The organism is Microbacterium sp. ZKA21 (genome assembly GCF_050434165.1).
Classification (GTDB): domain Bacteria; phylum Actinomycetota; class Actinomycetes; order Actinomycetales; family Microbacteriaceae; genus Microbacterium.
This window is the reverse complement of sequence record NZ_JBNPVV010000010.1, coordinates 68,308-84,843: the sequence shown is the minus strand read 5'-3', so window position 1 is coordinate 84,843 and position 16,536 is coordinate 68,308. Positions and strand designations below refer to the sequence as shown.

Sequence of the window (16,536 nt, the reverse complement as noted above, 5' to 3'; positions counted from 1 at the left end):
GCCCGGTCCAGACCCGCCGCATCCGAAGCATCCGACCACACCGCGTCGAGGCGGCTAACCGCCTCGTGCAGAGGATCCAGATGCGTCGTCGACATACCCCCAGACTACCCAACCAACACGAAGAATGGAAGAGATGTTCGAAAGAAATATTCGAATGTACCGACGAGGAGCGCGGCGTATCGCCAGGAAGCTCGGCTAGCGTTTCACACGGACGGCTTGCCGCGCCACCGACCCGATCGAGACCCGATGACTCACGCCCTCCTTCCTTCTGCAGCGTCACCGCAGAGGCCGTCGTCGACCCCTCGTGCCCGCGCGGCAGCCGTGCGCCGCGCACGCGCCCTCGCGACGGTGAGCGTGCTGCTGGCCGTGTGGATCGCCCTGGGCTGGCTGCCCGGCCAAGTCGGTGCGCTCGTGGCCGCGTCATTGCCCTGGGTGGGGATTGCAATCGTGGGTGTGGTGGTCGCGAGCGCAGTGCTCGCCCGTCGAACCACGGTGATCGCTCTGGCGGTCCTCGTCCTCTGGCTCGTCGCGATGGCGCCCGCGCTCCCGGCGCTGCCCGGGCCGGCCGCAGAGACCTCCCTCACGGTGGCCAGTCAGAACGTCCGGGCTGACTCGGATGCCGCGGGCGACTCAGCTGCGGGTCTCGCCGCGACGGGTGCCGACGTCGTCGCAATGGTCGAGTTGGCGGCCGCCAGTCGCAGCGCGGCGGCAGCCGTGCTCGACGCGCAGTATCCGCATTCGTACCACGTGGGGACCGTCTCGCTCTGGAGCGCGTACCCGATCACCGATGCCGAACCGCTGGAGCTCGGCCTCGGATGGAAGCGGGCGCTGCGCGCGACCGTGCAGACCCCGGGTGGCGATGTGCGCGTCTACCTGATGCATGCGGCTTCGCTGCGCCCGGGCGAGCAATCGGCACGTGACACGATGCTCACCGGTATCGCCGACGAGATGCGCGCTGATGGAGCGGAGCGGATGATCGCCGTCGGCGACTTCAACGCGGCGAGCACGGACCCTGCGCTGGCGGATCTTCGAGACGTGGCCGACCAGGTGCGGCCGACCGACGGGAGCCTCGGAATGACCTGGCCCGCGACGTTCCCGCTCGTGCGGATCGATCAGGTCTTCCAGCACGGCATGAGCGTCCTCTCATCGACCACTCTTCCTGTCGGAGCGAGCGATCACCGGGCGACGCTGACCACCGTGGGGTTCTGATCCGCCCCGCTGCTAGCGTGGCGACGTGAGTGACTATCGCGCGGTGTTCGACGCCCGTATCTCCTTCGTCAACGGCGGCGGACTGACCGCTGAAGGGTTCCGTCTCGACCTTCCGGACCGCGACGTCACCGAGGCCGACATCGGGCGCCTCCTCGTGCAGCATCTCGGGCTGGCGCTGGTCGGAGAGGTCCGGCTGAGCGACCTGCGGATCGTCGAGGAGCAGCACCGCGGCAGCCGCGGCATCCAGGCTCCGACCGGCGACCGCACTCCCACCGGCATCCAGGCTCCGACCCGCGACTGGACTCCCACCGGCGACCGGACCCCGACCGGCTTCCGCCTCGTCGATCTCAGCCACACGATCCGACAGGGGCTCGTGACCCTGCCCGGCATCCCCGCGCCCGAGATCACCCCGCTCGTCACCCGGAAGGATGCCGAGAGCAGGTACGCGCCAGGCACGACGTTCGTCATGGATGCGATCCAGCTGCCGGGCAACACCGGCACGTACCTCGACACCGCATTCCACCGCTATGCGGGCGGGGCCGACCTCGCCGACCTCGCCCTGGAGACGCTCGTCGATCTGCCCGCCGAGGTGTTCCATCTCGAAGACGCGCAGATGCGCGGCATCCCGGCCTCGGTCTTCTTCGACCGCGACCTCCGGGGCAAAGCCGTGCTGCTGCACACCGGACGCGATCGCCTCTTCGGAACCGATGCGTACGCGACCGATTCCCCGTTCCTGACCGAGGACGGGGTGACCCACCTTGCGGACCAGGGAGTGACGCTCGTGGGCATCGACGCCGTGAACATCGACGACATGTCGACGGATGCCGCGGGCCGGCGCCCCGCGCACTCGGTGTTCCTCGACTCCGGCATCCACATCGTCGAGCACATGACGAATCTCGGCGCGCTGCCGCCGAGCGGATCGACCGTCACCGTCGTGCCGCCGAAGGTCGAGAACTTCGGGACGTTCCCGGTCCGGGCGTTCGCCAGAATTCTCATCGCTTGACCTCAAGTGTTGTTGAGGTCTTAGCGTCCTCATCATGACATCGAGAACAGACGCGACGCCGACGGCTGCGGCCTCCTCTCCCGGCATCCTGAGCGGCCCCTACCTGTGGATCACGATCGGCGCGTGCGCGCTCGTCTTCCTTGGGGCCTTCGAATCCCTGGCGGTCACGACCGTGATGCCCGCCGTCAGCGCGGATCTCGATGGCGAACGGCTGTACGCGCTCGCGTTCGCGGGCCCGCTCGCGACCGGCGTCATCGGGATGGTGATCACGGGCAACTGGTCCGATCGCCGCGGTCCGGTCGTCCCGCTGTACACCGCCGTCTCCGTCTTCGTGCTGGGTCTGCTCGTCGCCGGCCTCGCGCCGACCATGGAGATCCTCGTCGCAGGCCGCTTCGCGCAGGGCCTCGGCAGTGGAGGTCTCATGGTCGCCCTCTACGTCGTCGTGGCGCGGGTGTACCCGCAGGCGCTCCACCCGGCGATCTTCGCCGGGTTCGCAGCGGCCTGGGTCATCCCGTCGCTCATCGGTCCGACCATCGCCGGCCTCGTGGCAGAGCTCTGGGGCTGGCAATGGGTGTTCCTCGGGGTCGTGATCCTGGTCCTCGCCGCTCTGCTGATGGTCGTCCCCGCCCTCCGCGGGCTGACCGGCGGCGGCGACCCCACGACGCCGTGGGCGATCGGACGCCTGGGCTGGTCGGTCCTCGCCGCGCTCGCGGTCCTCGGCCTGAACCTGCTCGGCGACATCCCGGGGGCCGGCCCCGTGCTGGCGGTCGGCGCAGCGGTCATCGCCCTGATCGCCGTCCGTCCGCTCGTGCCGAGCGGTACGCTGCGCGCGCGACGCGGGTTGCCGTCCGTGATCCTCGTCCGCGGGGTCGCGGCCGCGGCGTTCTTCGGCGCGCAGGTGTACCTGCCGTACCTCCTCACTGACCGGTACGCCCTCACGCCGACGCTCGCCGGGCTCGCACTCACCGGCGGTGCGCTGGCGTGGTCGGCCGCGGCGACCGTACAGGGACGCTGGGGCGCGCGGCTGTCGAGCGCGACCGCGATCCGCGCCGGGACGATCCTCGTCCTCATCGGCATCGCCCTGGTGCTCGCGACCGCGGCCCTGGGGCTGTCCGCCCTCATGATCGCGGTCGCCTGGGTCGTGGCCGGACTGGGCATGGGGCTGATGAGTCCCCGCACCAGCGCGCTCACACTGGCGATGTCGACGCCGAAGACGCAGGGATTCAACAGTTCGGCCATGACCGTCGCCGATTCGTTCGGAAGCGCCCTGGCCCTCGCGATCACGGGCACCGTGTTCACCTCTGCGGCGGCTCTCGTCGACCCGTTCACCGCGGTGTTCGCGCTGGCCGGCGCGCTCGCGGTCGCCGCCGCGGTGCTCGCGCCACGGGTGCGGCCGGCGGCCGGCGAGATCCCGGCATCCGAGGAGGGGGCGGCATGAGCGCCGGTGAGGGAACGATGCGTGCGATCGTGCAACGCGAGCTCGGCGCACCCGATGTGCTCGTCCTCGAGCGCATTCCGCGGCCGGATCCAGGCGAGGGAGAGGTGCGGGTGCGCGTCGCGGCCGCCGGCGTGCACGCCGTCGATACCGATCTGCGCCGTGGCGAGGGCCCCGCCTCGATGCCCGAGACCCGACTGCCCATGACGCCGGGACGCGAGATCGCCGGCACGGTCGACGCCGTCGGTGCGGGCGTCGACGGAGACCTGCTCGGCACCAGCGTCGTCGCGCATGTCGGTTTCCGAAGCGGGGGATACGCCGAGTACGCGCTGGTCGCCGCGTCGGCTCTGCATCCGGTCCCGGACGGGGTGACGTTCGCGCAGGCCGTCGCCTCCATCGGCACGGGCCGGACGGCGCAGCTGGTACTGGATGCCGCGGGCATGGCGCCCACCGAGATCGTCGTGATCCCCGGCGCATCCGGAGGGCTGGGCAGCCAGCTCGCCCAACTGGCGCTGTCGATCGGAGCGACGGCCGTCGCGCTCTACGGCGGCGAGAGCAAGCGCGCCGTCGTCGAGCAGCTCGCCCGTGCAGAGGCACCGCTTCCCGGCCGCCTCGTCGCACTGGACGCCACGGACGACTCCTGGCCGGCGCTCATGGCCGCGGCGCTCGACGGCGACGCACCCTCGCTCCTGCTCGACGGCGTCGGCGGCCCGACCGCGCGTGCAGCGGTCGAGAGTCTCGCGCGCGGAGCCCGAGTGGTGATCTTCGGATGGTCGAGCGGTGCGGTCGTGCGCATCGACACGGAGGACATCGTGGCGCGTTCGCTCACGGTGACCGTGCCACTCGGGCGCCCCATCGCCGATCTTCGAGCGCTCGAGTCTCGGGCCCTCACCGCGACCGCGGAGGGACGCGCACGGCCTCCTGTCGACGAATATCCCCTCGCCGATGCCGCGGCCGCGCATGCCGCGATCGAACAGCGGAGGCAGCGCGGCAAGGTCGTCCTGGCGCCGTAGCCGCATCGCGCCCGATCCTTACGGTTCGCGGACTTCCGGAACAAACCCCGTGACTCGGCGTTGCACTTCGACAAGACTGGGGAAGGTGCAGCGGATGACAGACGAGTACGACCTCATCGTGATCGGGGCGGGCCCCGTCGGCGAGAACGTGGCGGACCGGGCGGTGCAGGGCGGGCTCACCGTCGTCATCGTCGAGAGCGAACTGGTCGGCGGTGAATGCTCGTACTGGGCGTGCATGCCGTCGAAGGCGCTGCTGCGCTCCGGCCAGGCGCTGCGCGCCGCCCTCCGCATCGCCGGCGCGGCCGAGGCGGTGACGGGGACGCTGGATGCCGAGGCGGTCCTCGCCCGTCGCAACTCGTTCACCAGCGACTGGTCGGATGCCGGACAGGTGTCCTGGCTCGAGAAGGCCGGCATCGACCTGGTGCGCGGACACGGCCGGCTCTCGGGAGAGCGCGAAGTCACCGTGACGGACGCCGACGGTGCCACGCGGGTGCTGCGCGCCCGTCATGCCGTGGCCGTCAGCACGGGCACGGACGCGGTGATCCCCGGCATCCCTGGTCTCGCGGACGCGAAGCCGTGGACGAGCAGGGAGGCGACCAGCGCACAGGAGGTGCCGAGGTCCCTCGCGGTCATCGGCGGGGGCGTCGTGGCCGTCGAGATGGCCACCGCCTACGCATCCCTCGGATCCATCGTCACCGTGATCGCACGCGGCGAGATCCTGGGTTCGCTCGAACCGTTCGCCGGCGAGCGGGTGGCGGCGGGTCTGCGCGACCTGGGCGTCGACGTGCGCACGAACACGACGACCGACCGCGTCGAGCGGGATGAGAGCGGCGTCACGATCACGCTCGGCGACGGGTCGACGATCGTGACCGACGAGGTCCTCACCGCCACCGGCCGCCGACCGCGAAGCGGCGACATCGGACTCGAGAACGTCGACCTCGAACCCGATCGGTACATCGACGTCGACGACACGCTCCGCGTGCCGGGCAGCGACTGGCTGTACGCGGTCGGCGACGTCAATGGACGCGTCCTGCTCACGCATCAGGGCAAGTACCAGGCCCGCGCCGCAGGAGACGTGATCGCCGCGCGCGCTCAGGGCGAGGACATCCAGGACGACGCGTGGGGTCGGCACGTCGCGACCGCCGATCATCGTGCCGTGCCGCAGGTCGTGTTCTCGGATCCCGAGGTCGCCGCCGTCGGCCTGACGGCCGCTGCGGCGCACGAAGCCGGTTTCGAGACCGCGGTCGTGGACTACGACCTCGGCTGGGTTGCAGGCGCGAGCCTGCATCAGGACGACTACCGCGGGCAGGCCCGCATGGTGGTGGATGCCGAGCGCGACGTGATCCTCGGCGTCACGTTCGTGGGTCCTGATGTCGCCGAGCTGCTGCAGGCCGCGACGATCGCGATCGCCGGAGAGGTCCCGATCTCGCGACTGTGGCACGCGGTGCCGGCGTATCCGACGGTGAGCGAGATCTGGCTCCGGCTGCTCGAGGAGTACGGCCGCCGGTCCGCGTGAGCCTCGCGGCCATCCGATCGCGGATCCGCTCCGAATCACAGAGAGATGAGAGGACACCGGGATGGACACGATTGTGACGCGCCGAGAAGACCGATCCCCGCGTGTCGGTGGCGTCCCCTACGCTCAGAACCTGATCCGAGGAGGACAGAAATGAAGGCTGTACTCGCAGGAACCACGATCGCCGAGGCCGAAGAGGGCGACCTGATCCGCATCGAAGGCAACTGGTACTTCCCACCGGCATCCATCGCTCCCGACGTCCTCGTCGAGAGCCCGACGCCCTACACCTGCCCGTGGAAGGGCGAGTGCCAGTACTACTCGGTGCGTGTCGGTGATGACGTCCATGTCGATCGCGCCTGGGCGTACCCGCACCCCTACCCGTCGGCGTTCGATCGGGTGGGGCAGGATTTCTCCGGCTACGTCGCGTTCGCCCCCGACGTCGAAGTCGTACCGTAGCCACTCCCCGAACGACCGGAGACATCACCGCATGATCGAGTTCCGTTCCGTGTCCAAGCGCTTTCCCGACGGCACGCTCGCCGTCGAGGACTTCAGCCTCGTGCTCCCCTCCCGCAAGACGACGGTGTTCGTGGGGTCGTCCGGGTGCGGCAAGACGACGCTGCTGCGCATGATCAACCGCATGGTCGAGCCGACGTCCGGCGACGTCGAGATCGACGGGGACAGCGTGCTCGACGGCGACCCCGTCGCGCTGCGCCGTCGCATCGGGTACGTCATGCAGAACTCCGGCCTCATGCCGCACTTCACCGTGGTCGACAATGTGGCCACCGTGCTGCGGCTGACCGGCGTCGGGAAGAAGCCCGCCCGTGAGCGTGCGATCGCGCTGCTCGACACGGTCGGGCTCGACCGCGCGCTCGCGGACCGCTACCCGAGCCAGCTCTCCGGAGGTCAGCAGCAGCGCGTCGGCGTGGCCCGAGGGCTTGCGGCCGATCCGAACATCCTGCTCATGGACGAGCCGTTCGGCGCGGTCGATCCCATCGTGCGCGCCGACCTGCAGCAGGAGCTGATCCGGCTGCAGCGCGAACTCGACAAGACGGTCGTGTTCGTCACGCACGACATCGACGAGGCCTTCCTGCTCGGCGACCAGGTCGTGATCCTCGACAAGGGTGCGCGCATCGTGCAGGTCGGAACTCCGAGCGAGATCATCGAGAACCCGGCCGACGACTTCGTCTCCGCCTTCATCGGCGCCGAACGCGGCCGCCGGGCGCTGCGTCTGAAGCAGACGCCGCACGGCACGGTCGTGGTCGATTCGGAGGGCCGGACGCAGGGGGCGCTCATCGAGGACGGCGTATGACCTGGGTCCTCGACAACCTCGACCTCATCCTCGCGCTCAGCGTCGAGCATCTGCGCCAGAGCATCATCCCCATCGTGCTCGGTCTGGTGCTGTCGCTGCCGCTGGGGTGGGTCGCGTGGCGGTACCGGCTCGTCCGCGGGCCGATCATCGTGCTCACCGGGCTTCTCTACACGATCCCGTCGCTCGCGCTGCTCATCCTGCTGCCGGCATCGCTCGGCTATTCGGCGACCAGCCCGCCCAACCTCATCATCGCGCTGACGATCTACGCGGTCGCGATCCTGGTGCGCTCTGTAGCGGACGGACTCGACTCGGTCGACCCCGCTGTGCGCCAGTCGGCCACCGCGGTGGGCTTCGGCGGCGCACGCCGGTTCTGGACCGTCGACATCCCGCTCGCCGGTCCCGTCATCCTCGCCGGACTCCGCGTCACGGCGGTGAGCACGATCTCGCTCGCCACCGTCGGAATCCTGATCGGTGTCGAGAACCTCGGCTACCTGTTCACCAACGGCTTGCAGCGCCGCATCATCGCCGAGGTGTTCGCCGGCATCCTCGCCGTCGTCGTGATCGCGCTCGTCATCGATCTGCTGCTGGTGCTGCTCGGACGGATGATGATGCCGTGGACGCGCGCGACCGCCGCGACCACGCCGCGACGCGTCTTCCTGCCGATGAGGTCCGCCGCATGAACCTGTTCGCAGATGCGATGGCCTGGCTGTTCTCTCCGGAGCGGCTGGAGGGCCCGTACGCTCTGCCGATCCTTCTCGGCCAGCACCTGTACTACACGATCGTGTCCGTGCTCATCGCCGCGGCGATCGCGGTGCCGGCTGGCTGGCTGATCGGGCACACCGGTCGCGGTCGCGAGATCGCGGTCGCGATCTCGGGTGCCGCGCGCGCCATCCCGTCCTTCGGTCTGATGATCCTGCTCGTCCTGCTGCTGGGTGTCCTGCGTGTACCGGAGGCGGCGATCATCACGTTCGTGATCCTGGCGATCCCGTCGCTGCTGGCCGGCGCCTACACGGGGCTCGAGGCGATCGACCGGCGCACGATCGACGCAGCGCGAGCGGTCGGGATGACCGGTTGGCAGGTGTTCTGGAGGGTCGAGGTGCCGCTCGGGATGCCGCTCCTCGTCGGAGGCATCCGCGCCGCACTTCTGCAGGTCATCGCCACGGTCACCATCGCCGCGTACGTCAATCTCGGCGGCCTCGGCTGGCCGATCATCCAGGGCATCCCGCTGCAGCGGTTCGACCAGGTGCTCGGCGGCGCGATCCTCGTCGCGCTGCTCGCCCTCATCGCCGACATGCTGATGGCGCTCGCGCAGCACGCCGCGGTGCCCACCGGCATCCGCGTCCAGCAGACCACCCGAGCCGGACGCCGGACGCGCGCCACGGCATCCGCCACCGCCTGAATCCAGACCACCAAGAGAGGAACACCATGTTCACCGCACGAAAGTCCCGCATCGCGCTCGCCGGCGCCGCGGCCATCGCCGCGTCGCTCGTCCTGGCCGGATGCTCGAACAGCAACCCGCTCGAAGAACCGACAGACGAAGGAGCAGGCAGCGGCGGCGACACGATCGTCGTCGGCTCGCAGGCCTACTACTCGAACGAGATCGTCGCCGAGATCTACGCCCAGGCGCTCGAAGCCGAAGGCTTCACGGTCGACCGCAAGTTCAACATCGGTCAGCGCGACGCCTACATCCCCGAGCTCGAGTCCGGCGCCGTCGACCTCTTCCCGGAGTACACCGGCAACCTGCTCGAGTTCTACGACCCGGAGGCGACCGCGACCAGCCCGGACGACGTCTACGCCGCTCTGCAGGAGGCGCTCCCCGAGGAGCTCACGGCGCTCGACTACTCCGAGGCCAGCGACCAGGACACCTACACCGTCACGAAGGAGTTCGCCGAGGCGAACGGCCTCACCACCATCGCCGACCTCGCGAAGGTCACCACCCCCGTGACCCTGGGTGGCGCGCCCGAACTCGAGCAGCGGCCGTACGGACCGGCGGGCGCCAAGGAGGTCTACGGGGTCGACCTGGCGTTCTCGGCCACGGGCGAGACCACCCTCGAGTCGCTCCTGGCCGGTGAGATCCAGGTCGCCGACATCTACACCGCGGCACCCGCATTCCAGACCGAGGAGATCGTCGCGCTCGAGGATCCGGAGAACCTGATCCTCGCCTCGAACGTCGTGCCGATCGCATCGACGGACGTCGCCGACGAGATCGCCGACGTCATCAACGCGGTCAGCGCCGAGCTCGGCGCCGACGATCTCGTCGCGCTCGGTGTGCAGAGCACCGAGGACCAGATGTCTCCTGAGGACATCGCGTCGCAGTGGCTCGAAGACGCCGGCCTGAGCTGACCCGGTCCTGAATCGATGATGCCCCGGGAGCCAGATGGCTCCCGGGGCATCATCGCGTTCGCGAGGCGCGTCAGACGCGCGAGTCCTGGCGCGGCACCCAGACCTTCTTGATGATGATGAGGATGGATGCCGTGACCGGAACCGCCACCAGGGCACCCAGCAGCCCCAGCAGCGTGCCGCCGACCATCGCCCCGATGACCACGAGCGAACCGGGCACCGACACCGCACGGCTCATCACGCGCGGCGTGAGGAAGTACGCCTCGAACTGCATGTACACGAGGTAGATCGCGGCGAAGATGAGCGCCAGCAGCGGATCGCTGAACAGCGCGATGACCGAGCCGACCATCCAGAACAGGACGGAACCGACGAGCGGGATCAGCGTGATCAGGAAGGCGGTCACCGCGAGCAGCAGCGGGAACGGCAGGCCGAGCACCGAGTACAGCAGCAGCACGACGAGCGAGTTGATGAACGCCAGCGTCACCATGCCCATGACGTATCCGCCGACCGAATCCGTGATCTGGTCGGTGATGATCTCCGTGTTCGCGCGGTCACGGGCGGGCACGAGGCGCAGCATCGCCTGCTTCATGCCGGGCAGCGTCGCCACGAAGTAGATGATCAGCACGAGCACGATGATCGCGCCGGAGATGCCGCTCGCGATCGATGCGCCCACCTGCAGCGCGCCGCCGCCGATCGCGGCGATGTTGCTCGGGTCGGTCAGGAACCCCTGGACCTGGGCGACCAGATCCTCGAAGTTGTCGCCGAACTGCGCCTCGAGCGTCGCGTACAGGTCGCTCGCCTCGAAGTCGCGGATCATGCCGGGGACATCTGCGATGAAGCTCGCGATCTGCTCGACGACCACCGGAACGACCGCCCAGATCACCAGGCCCAGCAGGACGAGCAACGACACCAGCACCGTGACGAGCGCCCACGGCCGCGGCATCCGATGCCGTTCGAGGAACCGGACCGCAGGATCCAGGCCGAGAGCGGCGAACAGGGCGAGCGCGATGTAGATCAGCACGGTCGACAGGTTCGTCATGGCGAGACCGAGTGCGATGGCGGCGAGCCCGCCGAGCGTCACGAGGAACCCGAACACGAACGGCTTGTCGATGCGCGTCCAGAACGAACGCGACGACGGCGTCGGCTCGACGTACGGACGCGTCGTCAGCTCGGGCTCCGGCTCGGGCTCGACTGCCGGCCGGTTGCGGCGCTTGGACGGCTTCTCGACGACGGGAACGGAGTCCTCGGTCTCGTCCGCGGGGGTCTCGGTGCTCATCCGTTCACTCTAGGGGAGGGGCGATATCGTGGGGGATATGACTGATGACGCCGCACGGAACGAACTGCTGCGCCTGCGCGCCAGCATCGACAACATCGACGCCGCCCTCATCTTCATGCTCGCCGAACGCTTCCGCGCGACGCAGCAGGTCGGCCTGCTCAAGGCGCAGCACGCCATGCCGGCGTCCGACCCCTCGCGCGAAGAGCAGCAGGTCGCGCGGCTCCGAGCGCTCGCCGAGGAAGCGCACCTCGATCCGGAGTTCGCCGAGAAGTGGTTCAATTTCGTCGTCGCGGAGGTCATCCGTCACCACACCGAGGCCGCGGAAGGCCGCTGAGCGGCCTTCCGCGTCACTTCGAGGTGCCCTGCGACACCGAGCCCTGCAGCTGGCGCTGGAAGAGTATGTACACGATGAGAACCGGCACGATCGTGATGATCACCGCGGCGAACATCTCGCCGAAGTCGAGCGCGTAGCCCGCCGACGACGCATAGGACGCCATGCCCTGGGAGAGCACGTAATTGCTTCGATCCGTGTTCAACGAGATCGGCAGCAGGAACTGGTTCCACAGCCCCAGGAAGTTCATGATCGCCACGGCGGCCATTCCGGGCCTCGCCATCGGCAGCATCACCTGGAAGAACGTGCGCCACTCGCTCGCGCCGTCGACGTATGCGGCCTCCTGGATCTCGTACGGCAGCGACTTGAAGAACGAGAACAGGAAGAACACCGTGAACGGGAGCGCGAACGCGACGTATGTGATGATCAGGCCCGGAAGCGTGTTCAGCAGTCCCATGCCCTGCAGGATGAAGAACAGCGGGACGATCGCGAGGAACACCGGGAACGTGAGGCCCGCGAGCATCAGGTAGTAGATGACCCGGCTTCCCGGTACCGAGAACCGTGCCAGCACGTACGCGCACATCGCGCCGAGCACCATCACGAGCACGAGCGAGACGCCGACGACGATGATCGTGTTGATGAACATGCCGCCGAAGTTCTCGCCCACCCACGCGTTGACGTAGTTGTCGAAGTTCCAGTTCGCCGGCAGCCCGAACGGCGAGGCGAAGATCTCCTTCGTGGTCTTGAAGGATCCGATGAAGGTCCACAGCATCGGCAGGATCACGACGAGCGACCAGATGGCCAGCACGACGTGGGATGCCCCGCCGACGGCCTTGTCGCTCGCGGTGGACTTCGCCGCAGCTCGTCCTGGCTTCGCCGTCGGGTCGATCGTGATCGCGGCCCGGGTGTCGACGCTCATGCGCGTCCTCCTTCATCCTTGCCGCCGATGAGGCGGAACACGCCGATCACGACTGCGGCGAACACCAGGGTCAGCACGGCCAGCACGACGCCCATGGCGCTCGCCAGGCCGAACTGCCCCTTCTCGAACGCGGTGCGGAACAGGTACTGGCTCATCACCAGCGTGCTGTTGCCCGGGCCGCCGGTGGAGTTGAGGCCGGCCATGTAGACGAAGGCGTCCAAGGCCAGGATGCCGAGGTAGATGTACGCCGTCTGGACGTTGTCGCGGATCTGCGGGAGGAGGATCGCGGTGAGCGTGCGGAACCGTCCGGCGCCGTCGATGCGCGCCGCCTCGAGCGTCTCGCCGGGGATGCCCTTGATCGCGGCGATGAAGAGCACCATGTAGAAGCCGACCATGCTCCACACGATCACGAAGATCGTCGCGGCCATCGCGGTGCGCTCATCGCCGAGCCACGCGAAGCCGTCGGTGTCGATCCCGACCACGCCGAGCAGGCCGTTCAGCAGGCCGCTGGGCGTGTAGATCATGTTCCACAGGATCGCGATCACGATCGCGGGGATGACGTACGGGAAGAACGACACCACCCGGTAGAAGCTCGATCCCCGGAGCCCGCGGACCTGGCCGTGGCTCGGACCGCCGATGGTGATCATGCTCGCGAAGATCAGGGCGATGACGATCGTGATCAGCGGGACGACGATGGCCAGCAGAAGGTTGTTGCCCATCGCCTGGAGGAACGTCGGATCCTGGAAGAGCCGCACGAAGTTGTCGACGCCGACGAAGTCCATGTTCGGTGAGAAACCGGTCCAGTTCGTCATCGCGTAGTACACGGCCTGGATGAACGGCGAGATGACGAAGATCAGGAAGATCGCGACCGGTACCCCGAGGAACACCAGCAGGAACGAGACGTAGTCGAACGTCATCCTGCGCCGCAGGCCCGCACGGGGCGCCTTGCGGCGTCCCGTGCGGGGGGTGACGACGGCCCTGGTGTCCAGGGCCGCGTCGAGCGGCGGAGCACTCAGGCTCATTTGATCTCGATCTTCTCGATGGAGCTGTCCTCGCGGATCTTGTCCGTCAGTGCCTGCAGCTGCGAGGTGATCTCGGCGACCGTCATCTTGCCGTCCAGGAACGAGTTCCAGATCGGCAGCTGGTCGGAGTTCATGCCGTACAGGTTGAAGGACTTGATCGTGAACATGCCGGTGCCGGCCGCGGCGATCATCTCCACCTGCGACACGAGCGCGGTCGAGCCGAAGCCGTCCTCCGGCACGATGTCCTTGACGACGGTCGGCGCGAGCTTCTCCTTCGAGAACGCGGATGCCGCCTCCTTCGAGAGCATCGTGCGCAGCAGTTCCTTGCCACCGGCGACGTTCTTCGCCTTCGACGGCACGATGAACGGCTCGCCGGCCTCGGCGCGCATGAACCCGGCGGGGGTCGTCGCGTTGCCGTCGAGCGGCATCTCCCGCACGCCCTTCATCTGGAAGTTGTCGGCCGTGGTCTTCTTCATCTCGTTCTCGATCCACGACCCGGACGGGTACAGCAGCGCCTCCTGGTCGAGGCTCCACTGCGACTGCGCCTGCGTGAACTGGGTGCCACCGCCGCCCGGCTTGACGTAGCCGGCGGCGATGAGTTCGTGCAGGATCGTCAGGATGGACTGCAGGGTCGGGTGCGACCAGCATCCCTCCTCCAGGTTCTCCAGCGGCAGGCGCACCTCGTCGCCGGACTGGATGACCGCGGAGTCGACCACGAAGGTCTGGTAGTAGGTCGCGGCCTCCTTGCCCCACAGGAACAGGTACTTGCCCTTCGCCTTGGCCGCTTCGCCGAGCGCCTTCAGGTCCTGCCAGGTCTGCGGCGGCTCCCAGCCGTTCTCCTCGAACAGGCTGCCGGAGTACCAGACGCCGTACGTGGTGAACACGTAGTTGATCGCCGCGAACTTGTCGCCGAAGGTGCCGGGTGCCTTGATGCCGTCGAAGAGGGTGTCGGCGATCTTCTGCCCCTCGAGGTTCTCCGCCTCGAGGACGTCGCTGAGATCCTCGAGCTGCTCGAGGATCGTGTTCCAGCCGATCGAGTTGGCGCCGGAGTTGTCGACCAGGTCCGGCGGGTTGCCGCCGACGAACCGGGGCTGCAGCTCCTGTGCGATCTTGGTGGATGCCGAGACCTTCGCGGTGACGCCGTCCAGACCCTTGTTCGCCGCCATGATCTTGGCGGCGTTCTCGACGTAGTCGACGCCGTAGCCGCCGTCGAAGATGACCGCGTCGACGGTCGAGTTCGCCGCGACGCCGAACGGATTGTCCGCGGTGACCTCGCCGGCAGGACCGGCCGTGCCGCCTCCTCCGCCGGGTGCGGCGCAGGAGGCGAGGGACATGCCAAAGGGCAGCAGCAGCGCCGTCACTGCTGCGCCGCGCAGCAGAGTGCGGCGGCTGATGGAGGATTCGGTGAGTTCCATCTTCGTACCTTTCGTTGGGGCGTCGGTGCAGGCGCCGGGTTCTGGTCTGGGTGGGCTTCGGGTCGTCAGTCGCCGCGTCGGATGCGGCCGCGGTAGCGGTCTTCGAGAACGGAGTTGTGCTCGTCGCCACCGGGGATGTTGGCGGAGATGTACATCGGCGGGACCTCGCCTCGATCGACGATCCTGCTCGCCGCGCCGAGCGTCAGCAGCTGCGCGATGTACGCGGCGGTGATCGACGAGACCGCCCCGGCGCCGATGCCGCCGTCGAGTTCGAGGGTGGTGTCGCCGTAAGGGGCGAGGTTGTCGATCACGACGTCGGCGACCTCGCTGAGCCGCTTGCCGGAGGGATGCTTCGGTTCCACACGCGCGGTGTGCGCGAGGCTCGTGACGGCGATGACACGGTGACCGTGCTCCTTCGCCCAGAGCGCGGTTCCCACGATGGATCCGTTCACGCCGGAGTTCGAGGCGATCATGAAGGCGTCGTGCTCGCCGACGGGCACCGTGGCCATGAGCTCGTCCACGACCCACGGTTCGCGTTCCAGTGCCGCGGTGAGCACATCGACATCTCGATCGCCGCGGAGCACGATGTCGCGGAGCGCGAAGCGATTGGTCGGGATCAGTCCTCCGGCGCGTCCGGCGATCTCCATCGCGAACGCTTCGGAGTGTCCGGTGCCGAACGTGTGGATCACACCGCCGGCGTCGATGCAGGCGACCATCAGATCGATCGCGGCATCCAGGGCGCCGGCCTCGGCATCCGCGGTCAGACGCGTCAGACGATCGGTCGCCTCGCGGAGGAGGTCCGTCGGTCCAGCAGTCATGCGCCCACCTCCCGGGCCGTGTTCGCGCGGGCATCCGATCGACGAGGGCGGCGGTGCGCCGACACGGCCATGGCCGTGGCGGCGAGGCGGGTCCCTGCCGAGTCGAACATCTGCTGCGCGATGAACAGGTAGAGCAGATCGATCACGAACAGCTGTGCGTGCTTGACCGACATGTCATCCGGGCGCAAGTAGCCGACCGGTGCCGCCGTGGTGATCGACACTTCGGCCACCTCGGCGATCCAACTCTCGTCGTCGTGCGTGATGGCGATCGTGAAGGCACCCGCCGCGCCGGCCTGGTCCAGCATCTGGACGGTCTCCTCGGTCTGGCCGGTGCTGGAGACGCCGATCGCGACGGACTCCCCGTCCTGCAGCACGGCGCTGGCCAGGCCGTCGTGCACATCGGACCAGGCGTGCGAGCTGATCCCGATCCGGTGCAGCCGGCGCTGGAACTCGTCGGCGATCCCCGCACTGCCGCCGAGACCGTAGATGTCGACATGGCGGCTGGTGGTGATCGCCCGTGCGGCGTGGCTGACGGCGTCCAGATCGATGCCCTCCGCGGTGGTCTCGAGCCCGCGCACATGGGCGCTCAGAAGGGTCCGCAGGATCTTCTCCGGCGCATCGGTCGGCGCGAACTCGGCGCCGATGTCGGTGTGCCAGGCCTGCTCGGTGCTGCCGCGCCCCAGTTCGGTCGCGATGGCGACGCGGAATTGCGGGTAGCCGTCGAAGCCGAGGGAGCGGCAGAAGCGCGTGACGCTCGCCGGTGAACTGCCGGCCTGCTCGGCGAGCTCGGTGATCGTCAGCTCCACCGGCGCTGTCGGCTGCGAGATCACGAGGTCCGCGATCTTCGACAGGGCGATCGGCATGCCGTGACGGCGCGCCGAGATGCGTCCGATGATCGCGCCGTTGTCGGCGTCCAAGCTGCGTGGCACCATT

General features: G+C 68.6%; 17 protein-coding genes. 11 read left to right on the top strand and 6 right to left on the bottom strand.

Features of this window, described 5'->3' with window-relative positions:
• Window positions 1-246: 246 nt before the first annotated feature.
• From M2317_RS17980 to M2317_RS17935, 10 genes are all read left to right on the top strand, one after another.
• The gene (locus M2317_RS17980; protein WP_429462592.1) at window positions 247-1,209 is read left to right on the top strand and encodes an endonuclease/exonuclease/phosphatase family protein; all 963 of its coding nucleotides are present in this window, start codon (window positions 247-249) and stop codon (window positions 1,207-1,209) included.
• A gap of 25 nt (window positions 1,210-1,234) precedes the next feature.
• Window positions 1,235-2,212, top strand: coding sequence for a cyclase family protein (locus tag M2317_RS17975; RefSeq protein WP_429462591.1), 978 nt, complete (start codon window positions 1,235-1,237; stop codon window positions 2,210-2,212).
• Window positions 2,213-2,246: 34 nt separating this feature from the next.
• On the top strand, window positions 2,247-3,650 hold the full coding sequence (locus M2317_RS17970; RefSeq protein ID WP_429462590.1) for an MFS transporter: 1,404 nt from the start codon (window positions 2,247-2,249) through the stop codon (window positions 3,648-3,650).
• Entirely contained in the window at window positions 3,647-4,660 is a 1,014-nt protein-coding gene (locus M2317_RS17965; protein ID WP_429462588.1) for an alcohol dehydrogenase catalytic domain-containing protein, read from the top strand. The genes M2317_RS17970 and M2317_RS17965 overlap by 4 nt, the downstream gene beginning before the upstream one ends.
• Window positions 4,661-4,754: 94 nt before the next feature.
• On the top strand, window positions 4,755-6,176 hold the full coding sequence (locus M2317_RS17960; RefSeq protein WP_429462586.1) for a dihydrolipoyl dehydrogenase family protein: 1,422 nt from the start codon (window positions 4,755-4,757) through the stop codon (window positions 6,174-6,176).
• Between the two features lie 150 nt (window positions 6,177-6,326).
• A complete protein-coding gene (locus M2317_RS17955; protein WP_429462584.1) occupies window positions 6,327-6,629 on the top strand; it encodes a DUF427 domain-containing protein in 303 nt (100 codons plus the stop codon).
• A 31-nt stretch (window positions 6,630-6,660) separates the two neighbouring features.
• Window positions 6,661-7,482 carry an ABC transporter ATP-binding protein gene (locus M2317_RS17950; RefSeq protein WP_429462582.1) on the top strand — a complete coding sequence of 274 codons (822 nt, stop codon included), beginning with the start codon at window positions 6,661-6,663 and terminating at the stop codon, window positions 7,480-7,482.
• On the top strand, window positions 7,479-8,162 hold the full coding sequence (locus tag M2317_RS17945; RefSeq protein ID WP_429462580.1) for an ABC transporter permease: 684 nt from the start codon (window positions 7,479-7,481) through the stop codon (window positions 8,160-8,162). Before M2317_RS17950 ends, M2317_RS17945 begins: the two co-directional genes overlap by 4 nt.
• Window positions 8,159-8,881: an ABC transporter permease gene (locus M2317_RS17940; RefSeq protein WP_429462578.1), complete on the top strand. Its 723-nt coding sequence runs from the start codon at window positions 8,159-8,161 to the stop codon at window positions 8,879-8,881. Before M2317_RS17945 ends, M2317_RS17940 begins: the two co-directional genes overlap by 4 nt.
• 26 nt (window positions 8,882-8,907) lie before the next feature.
• Window positions 8,908-9,825, top strand: coding sequence for an ABC transporter substrate-binding protein (locus M2317_RS17935; protein WP_429462576.1), 918 nt, complete (start codon window positions 8,908-8,910; stop codon window positions 9,823-9,825).
• A 70-nt stretch (window positions 9,826-9,895) separates the two neighbouring features.
• On the opposite strand, the gene M2317_RS17930 is transcribed toward M2317_RS17935, so the two are convergent.
• On the bottom strand, window positions 9,896-11,098 hold the full coding sequence (locus tag M2317_RS17930; RefSeq protein ID WP_429462574.1) for an AI-2E family transporter: 1,203 nt from the start codon (window positions 11,096-11,098) through the stop codon (window positions 9,896-9,898).
• Between the two features lie 37 nt (window positions 11,099-11,135).
• Here M2317_RS17930 and M2317_RS17925 point away from each other — a divergent pair, with 37 nt between their 5' ends.
• Window positions 11,136-11,432 carry a chorismate mutase gene (locus M2317_RS17925; protein ID WP_429462572.1) on the top strand — a complete coding sequence of 99 codons (297 nt, stop codon included), beginning with the start codon at window positions 11,136-11,138 and terminating at the stop codon, window positions 11,430-11,432.
• A 13-nt stretch (window positions 11,433-11,445) separates the two neighbouring features.
• Here the strand turns inward: M2317_RS17925 and M2317_RS17920 are convergent, their stop codons facing one another.
• The 5 genes from M2317_RS17920 to M2317_RS17900 all read right to left on the bottom strand — a co-directional run bounded on the left by M2317_RS17920 (window position 11,446) and on the right by M2317_RS17900 (window position 16,532).
• Window positions 11,446-12,348, bottom strand: coding sequence for a carbohydrate ABC transporter permease (locus M2317_RS17920; RefSeq protein WP_429462570.1), 903 nt, complete (start codon window positions 12,346-12,348; stop codon window positions 11,446-11,448).
• Window positions 12,345-13,370: a carbohydrate ABC transporter permease gene (locus M2317_RS17915; RefSeq protein WP_429462568.1), complete on the bottom strand. Its 1,026-nt coding sequence runs from the start codon at window positions 13,368-13,370 to the stop codon at window positions 12,345-12,347. Before M2317_RS17915 ends, M2317_RS17920 begins: the two co-directional genes overlap by 4 nt.
• Window positions 13,367-14,785, bottom strand: a complete 1,419-nt coding sequence (ngcE, locus tag M2317_RS17910; RefSeq protein ID WP_429462566.1) for an N-acetylglucosamine/diacetylchitobiose ABC transporter substrate-binding protein — start codon at window positions 14,783-14,785, stop codon at window positions 13,367-13,369. Before ngcE ends, M2317_RS17915 begins: the two co-directional genes overlap by 4 nt.
• A gap of 65 nt (window positions 14,786-14,850) precedes the next feature.
• Window positions 14,851-15,603 (bottom strand): sugar isomerase domain-containing protein, encoded by a 753-nt coding sequence (locus tag M2317_RS17905; protein ID WP_429462564.1) that lies wholly within the window; start codon window positions 15,601-15,603, stop codon window positions 14,851-14,853.
• Complete coding sequence (locus M2317_RS17900) at window positions 15,600-16,532, bottom strand: MurR/RpiR family transcriptional regulator (RefSeq protein ID WP_429462562.1); 933 nt, start codon at window positions 16,530-16,532, stop codon at window positions 15,600-15,602. Before M2317_RS17900 ends, M2317_RS17905 begins: the two co-directional genes overlap by 4 nt.
• Between the last annotated feature and the right edge of the window lie 4 nt (window positions 16,533-16,536).

What these genes read in the sequence shown, in the direction of transcription:
- M2317_RS17980 (WP_429462592.1), top strand. Translation starts at nt 247, where the DNA reads ATGACTCACGCCCTCCTTCCTTCTGCAGCGTCACCGCAGAGGCCGTCG.
- M2317_RS17970 (WP_429462590.1), top strand. Translation starts at nt 2,247, where the DNA reads ATGACATCGAGAACAGACGCGACGCCGACGGCTGCGGCCTCCTCTCCC.
- M2317_RS17965 (WP_429462588.1), top strand. Translation starts at nt 3,647, where the DNA reads ATGAGCGCCGGTGAGGGAACGATGCGTGCGATCGTGCAACGCGAGCTC.
- M2317_RS17960 (WP_429462586.1), top strand. Translation starts at nt 4,755, where the DNA reads ATGACAGACGAGTACGACCTCATCGTGATCGGGGCGGGCCCCGTCGGC.
- M2317_RS17955 (WP_429462584.1), top strand. Translation starts at nt 6,327, where the DNA reads ATGAAGGCTGTACTCGCAGGAACCACGATCGCCGAGGCCGAAGAGGGC.
- M2317_RS17950 (WP_429462582.1), top strand. Translation starts at nt 6,661, where the DNA reads ATGATCGAGTTCCGTTCCGTGTCCAAGCGCTTTCCCGACGGCACGCTC.
- M2317_RS17945 (WP_429462580.1), top strand. Translation starts at nt 7,479, where the DNA reads ATGACCTGGGTCCTCGACAACCTCGACCTCATCCTCGCGCTCAGCGTC.
- M2317_RS17940 (WP_429462578.1), top strand. Translation starts at nt 8,159, where the DNA reads ATGAACCTGTTCGCAGATGCGATGGCCTGGCTGTTCTCTCCGGAGCGG.
- M2317_RS17935 (WP_429462576.1), top strand. Translation starts at nt 8,908, where the DNA reads ATGTTCACCGCACGAAAGTCCCGCATCGCGCTCGCCGGCGCCGCGGCC.
- M2317_RS17930 (WP_429462574.1), bottom strand. Translation starts at nt 11,098, where the DNA reads ATGAGCACCGAGACCCCCGCGGACGAGACCGAGGACTCCGTTCCCGTC.
- M2317_RS17925 (WP_429462572.1), top strand. Translation starts at nt 11,136, where the DNA reads ATGACTGATGACGCCGCACGGAACGAACTGCTGCGCCTGCGCGCCAGC.
- M2317_RS17920 (WP_429462570.1), bottom strand. Translation starts at nt 12,348, where the DNA reads ATGAGCGTCGACACCCGGGCCGCGATCACGATCGACCCGACGGCGAAG.
- M2317_RS17915 (WP_429462568.1), bottom strand. Translation starts at nt 13,370, where the DNA reads ATGAGCCTGAGTGCTCCGCCGCTCGACGCGGCCCTGGACACCAGGGCC.
- ngcE (WP_429462566.1), bottom strand. Translation starts at nt 14,785, where the DNA reads ATGGAACTCACCGAATCCTCCATCAGCCGCCGCACTCTGCTGCGCGGC.
- M2317_RS17905 (WP_429462564.1), bottom strand. Translation starts at nt 15,603, where the DNA reads ATGACTGCTGGACCGACGGACCTCCTCCGCGAGGCGACCGATCGTCTG.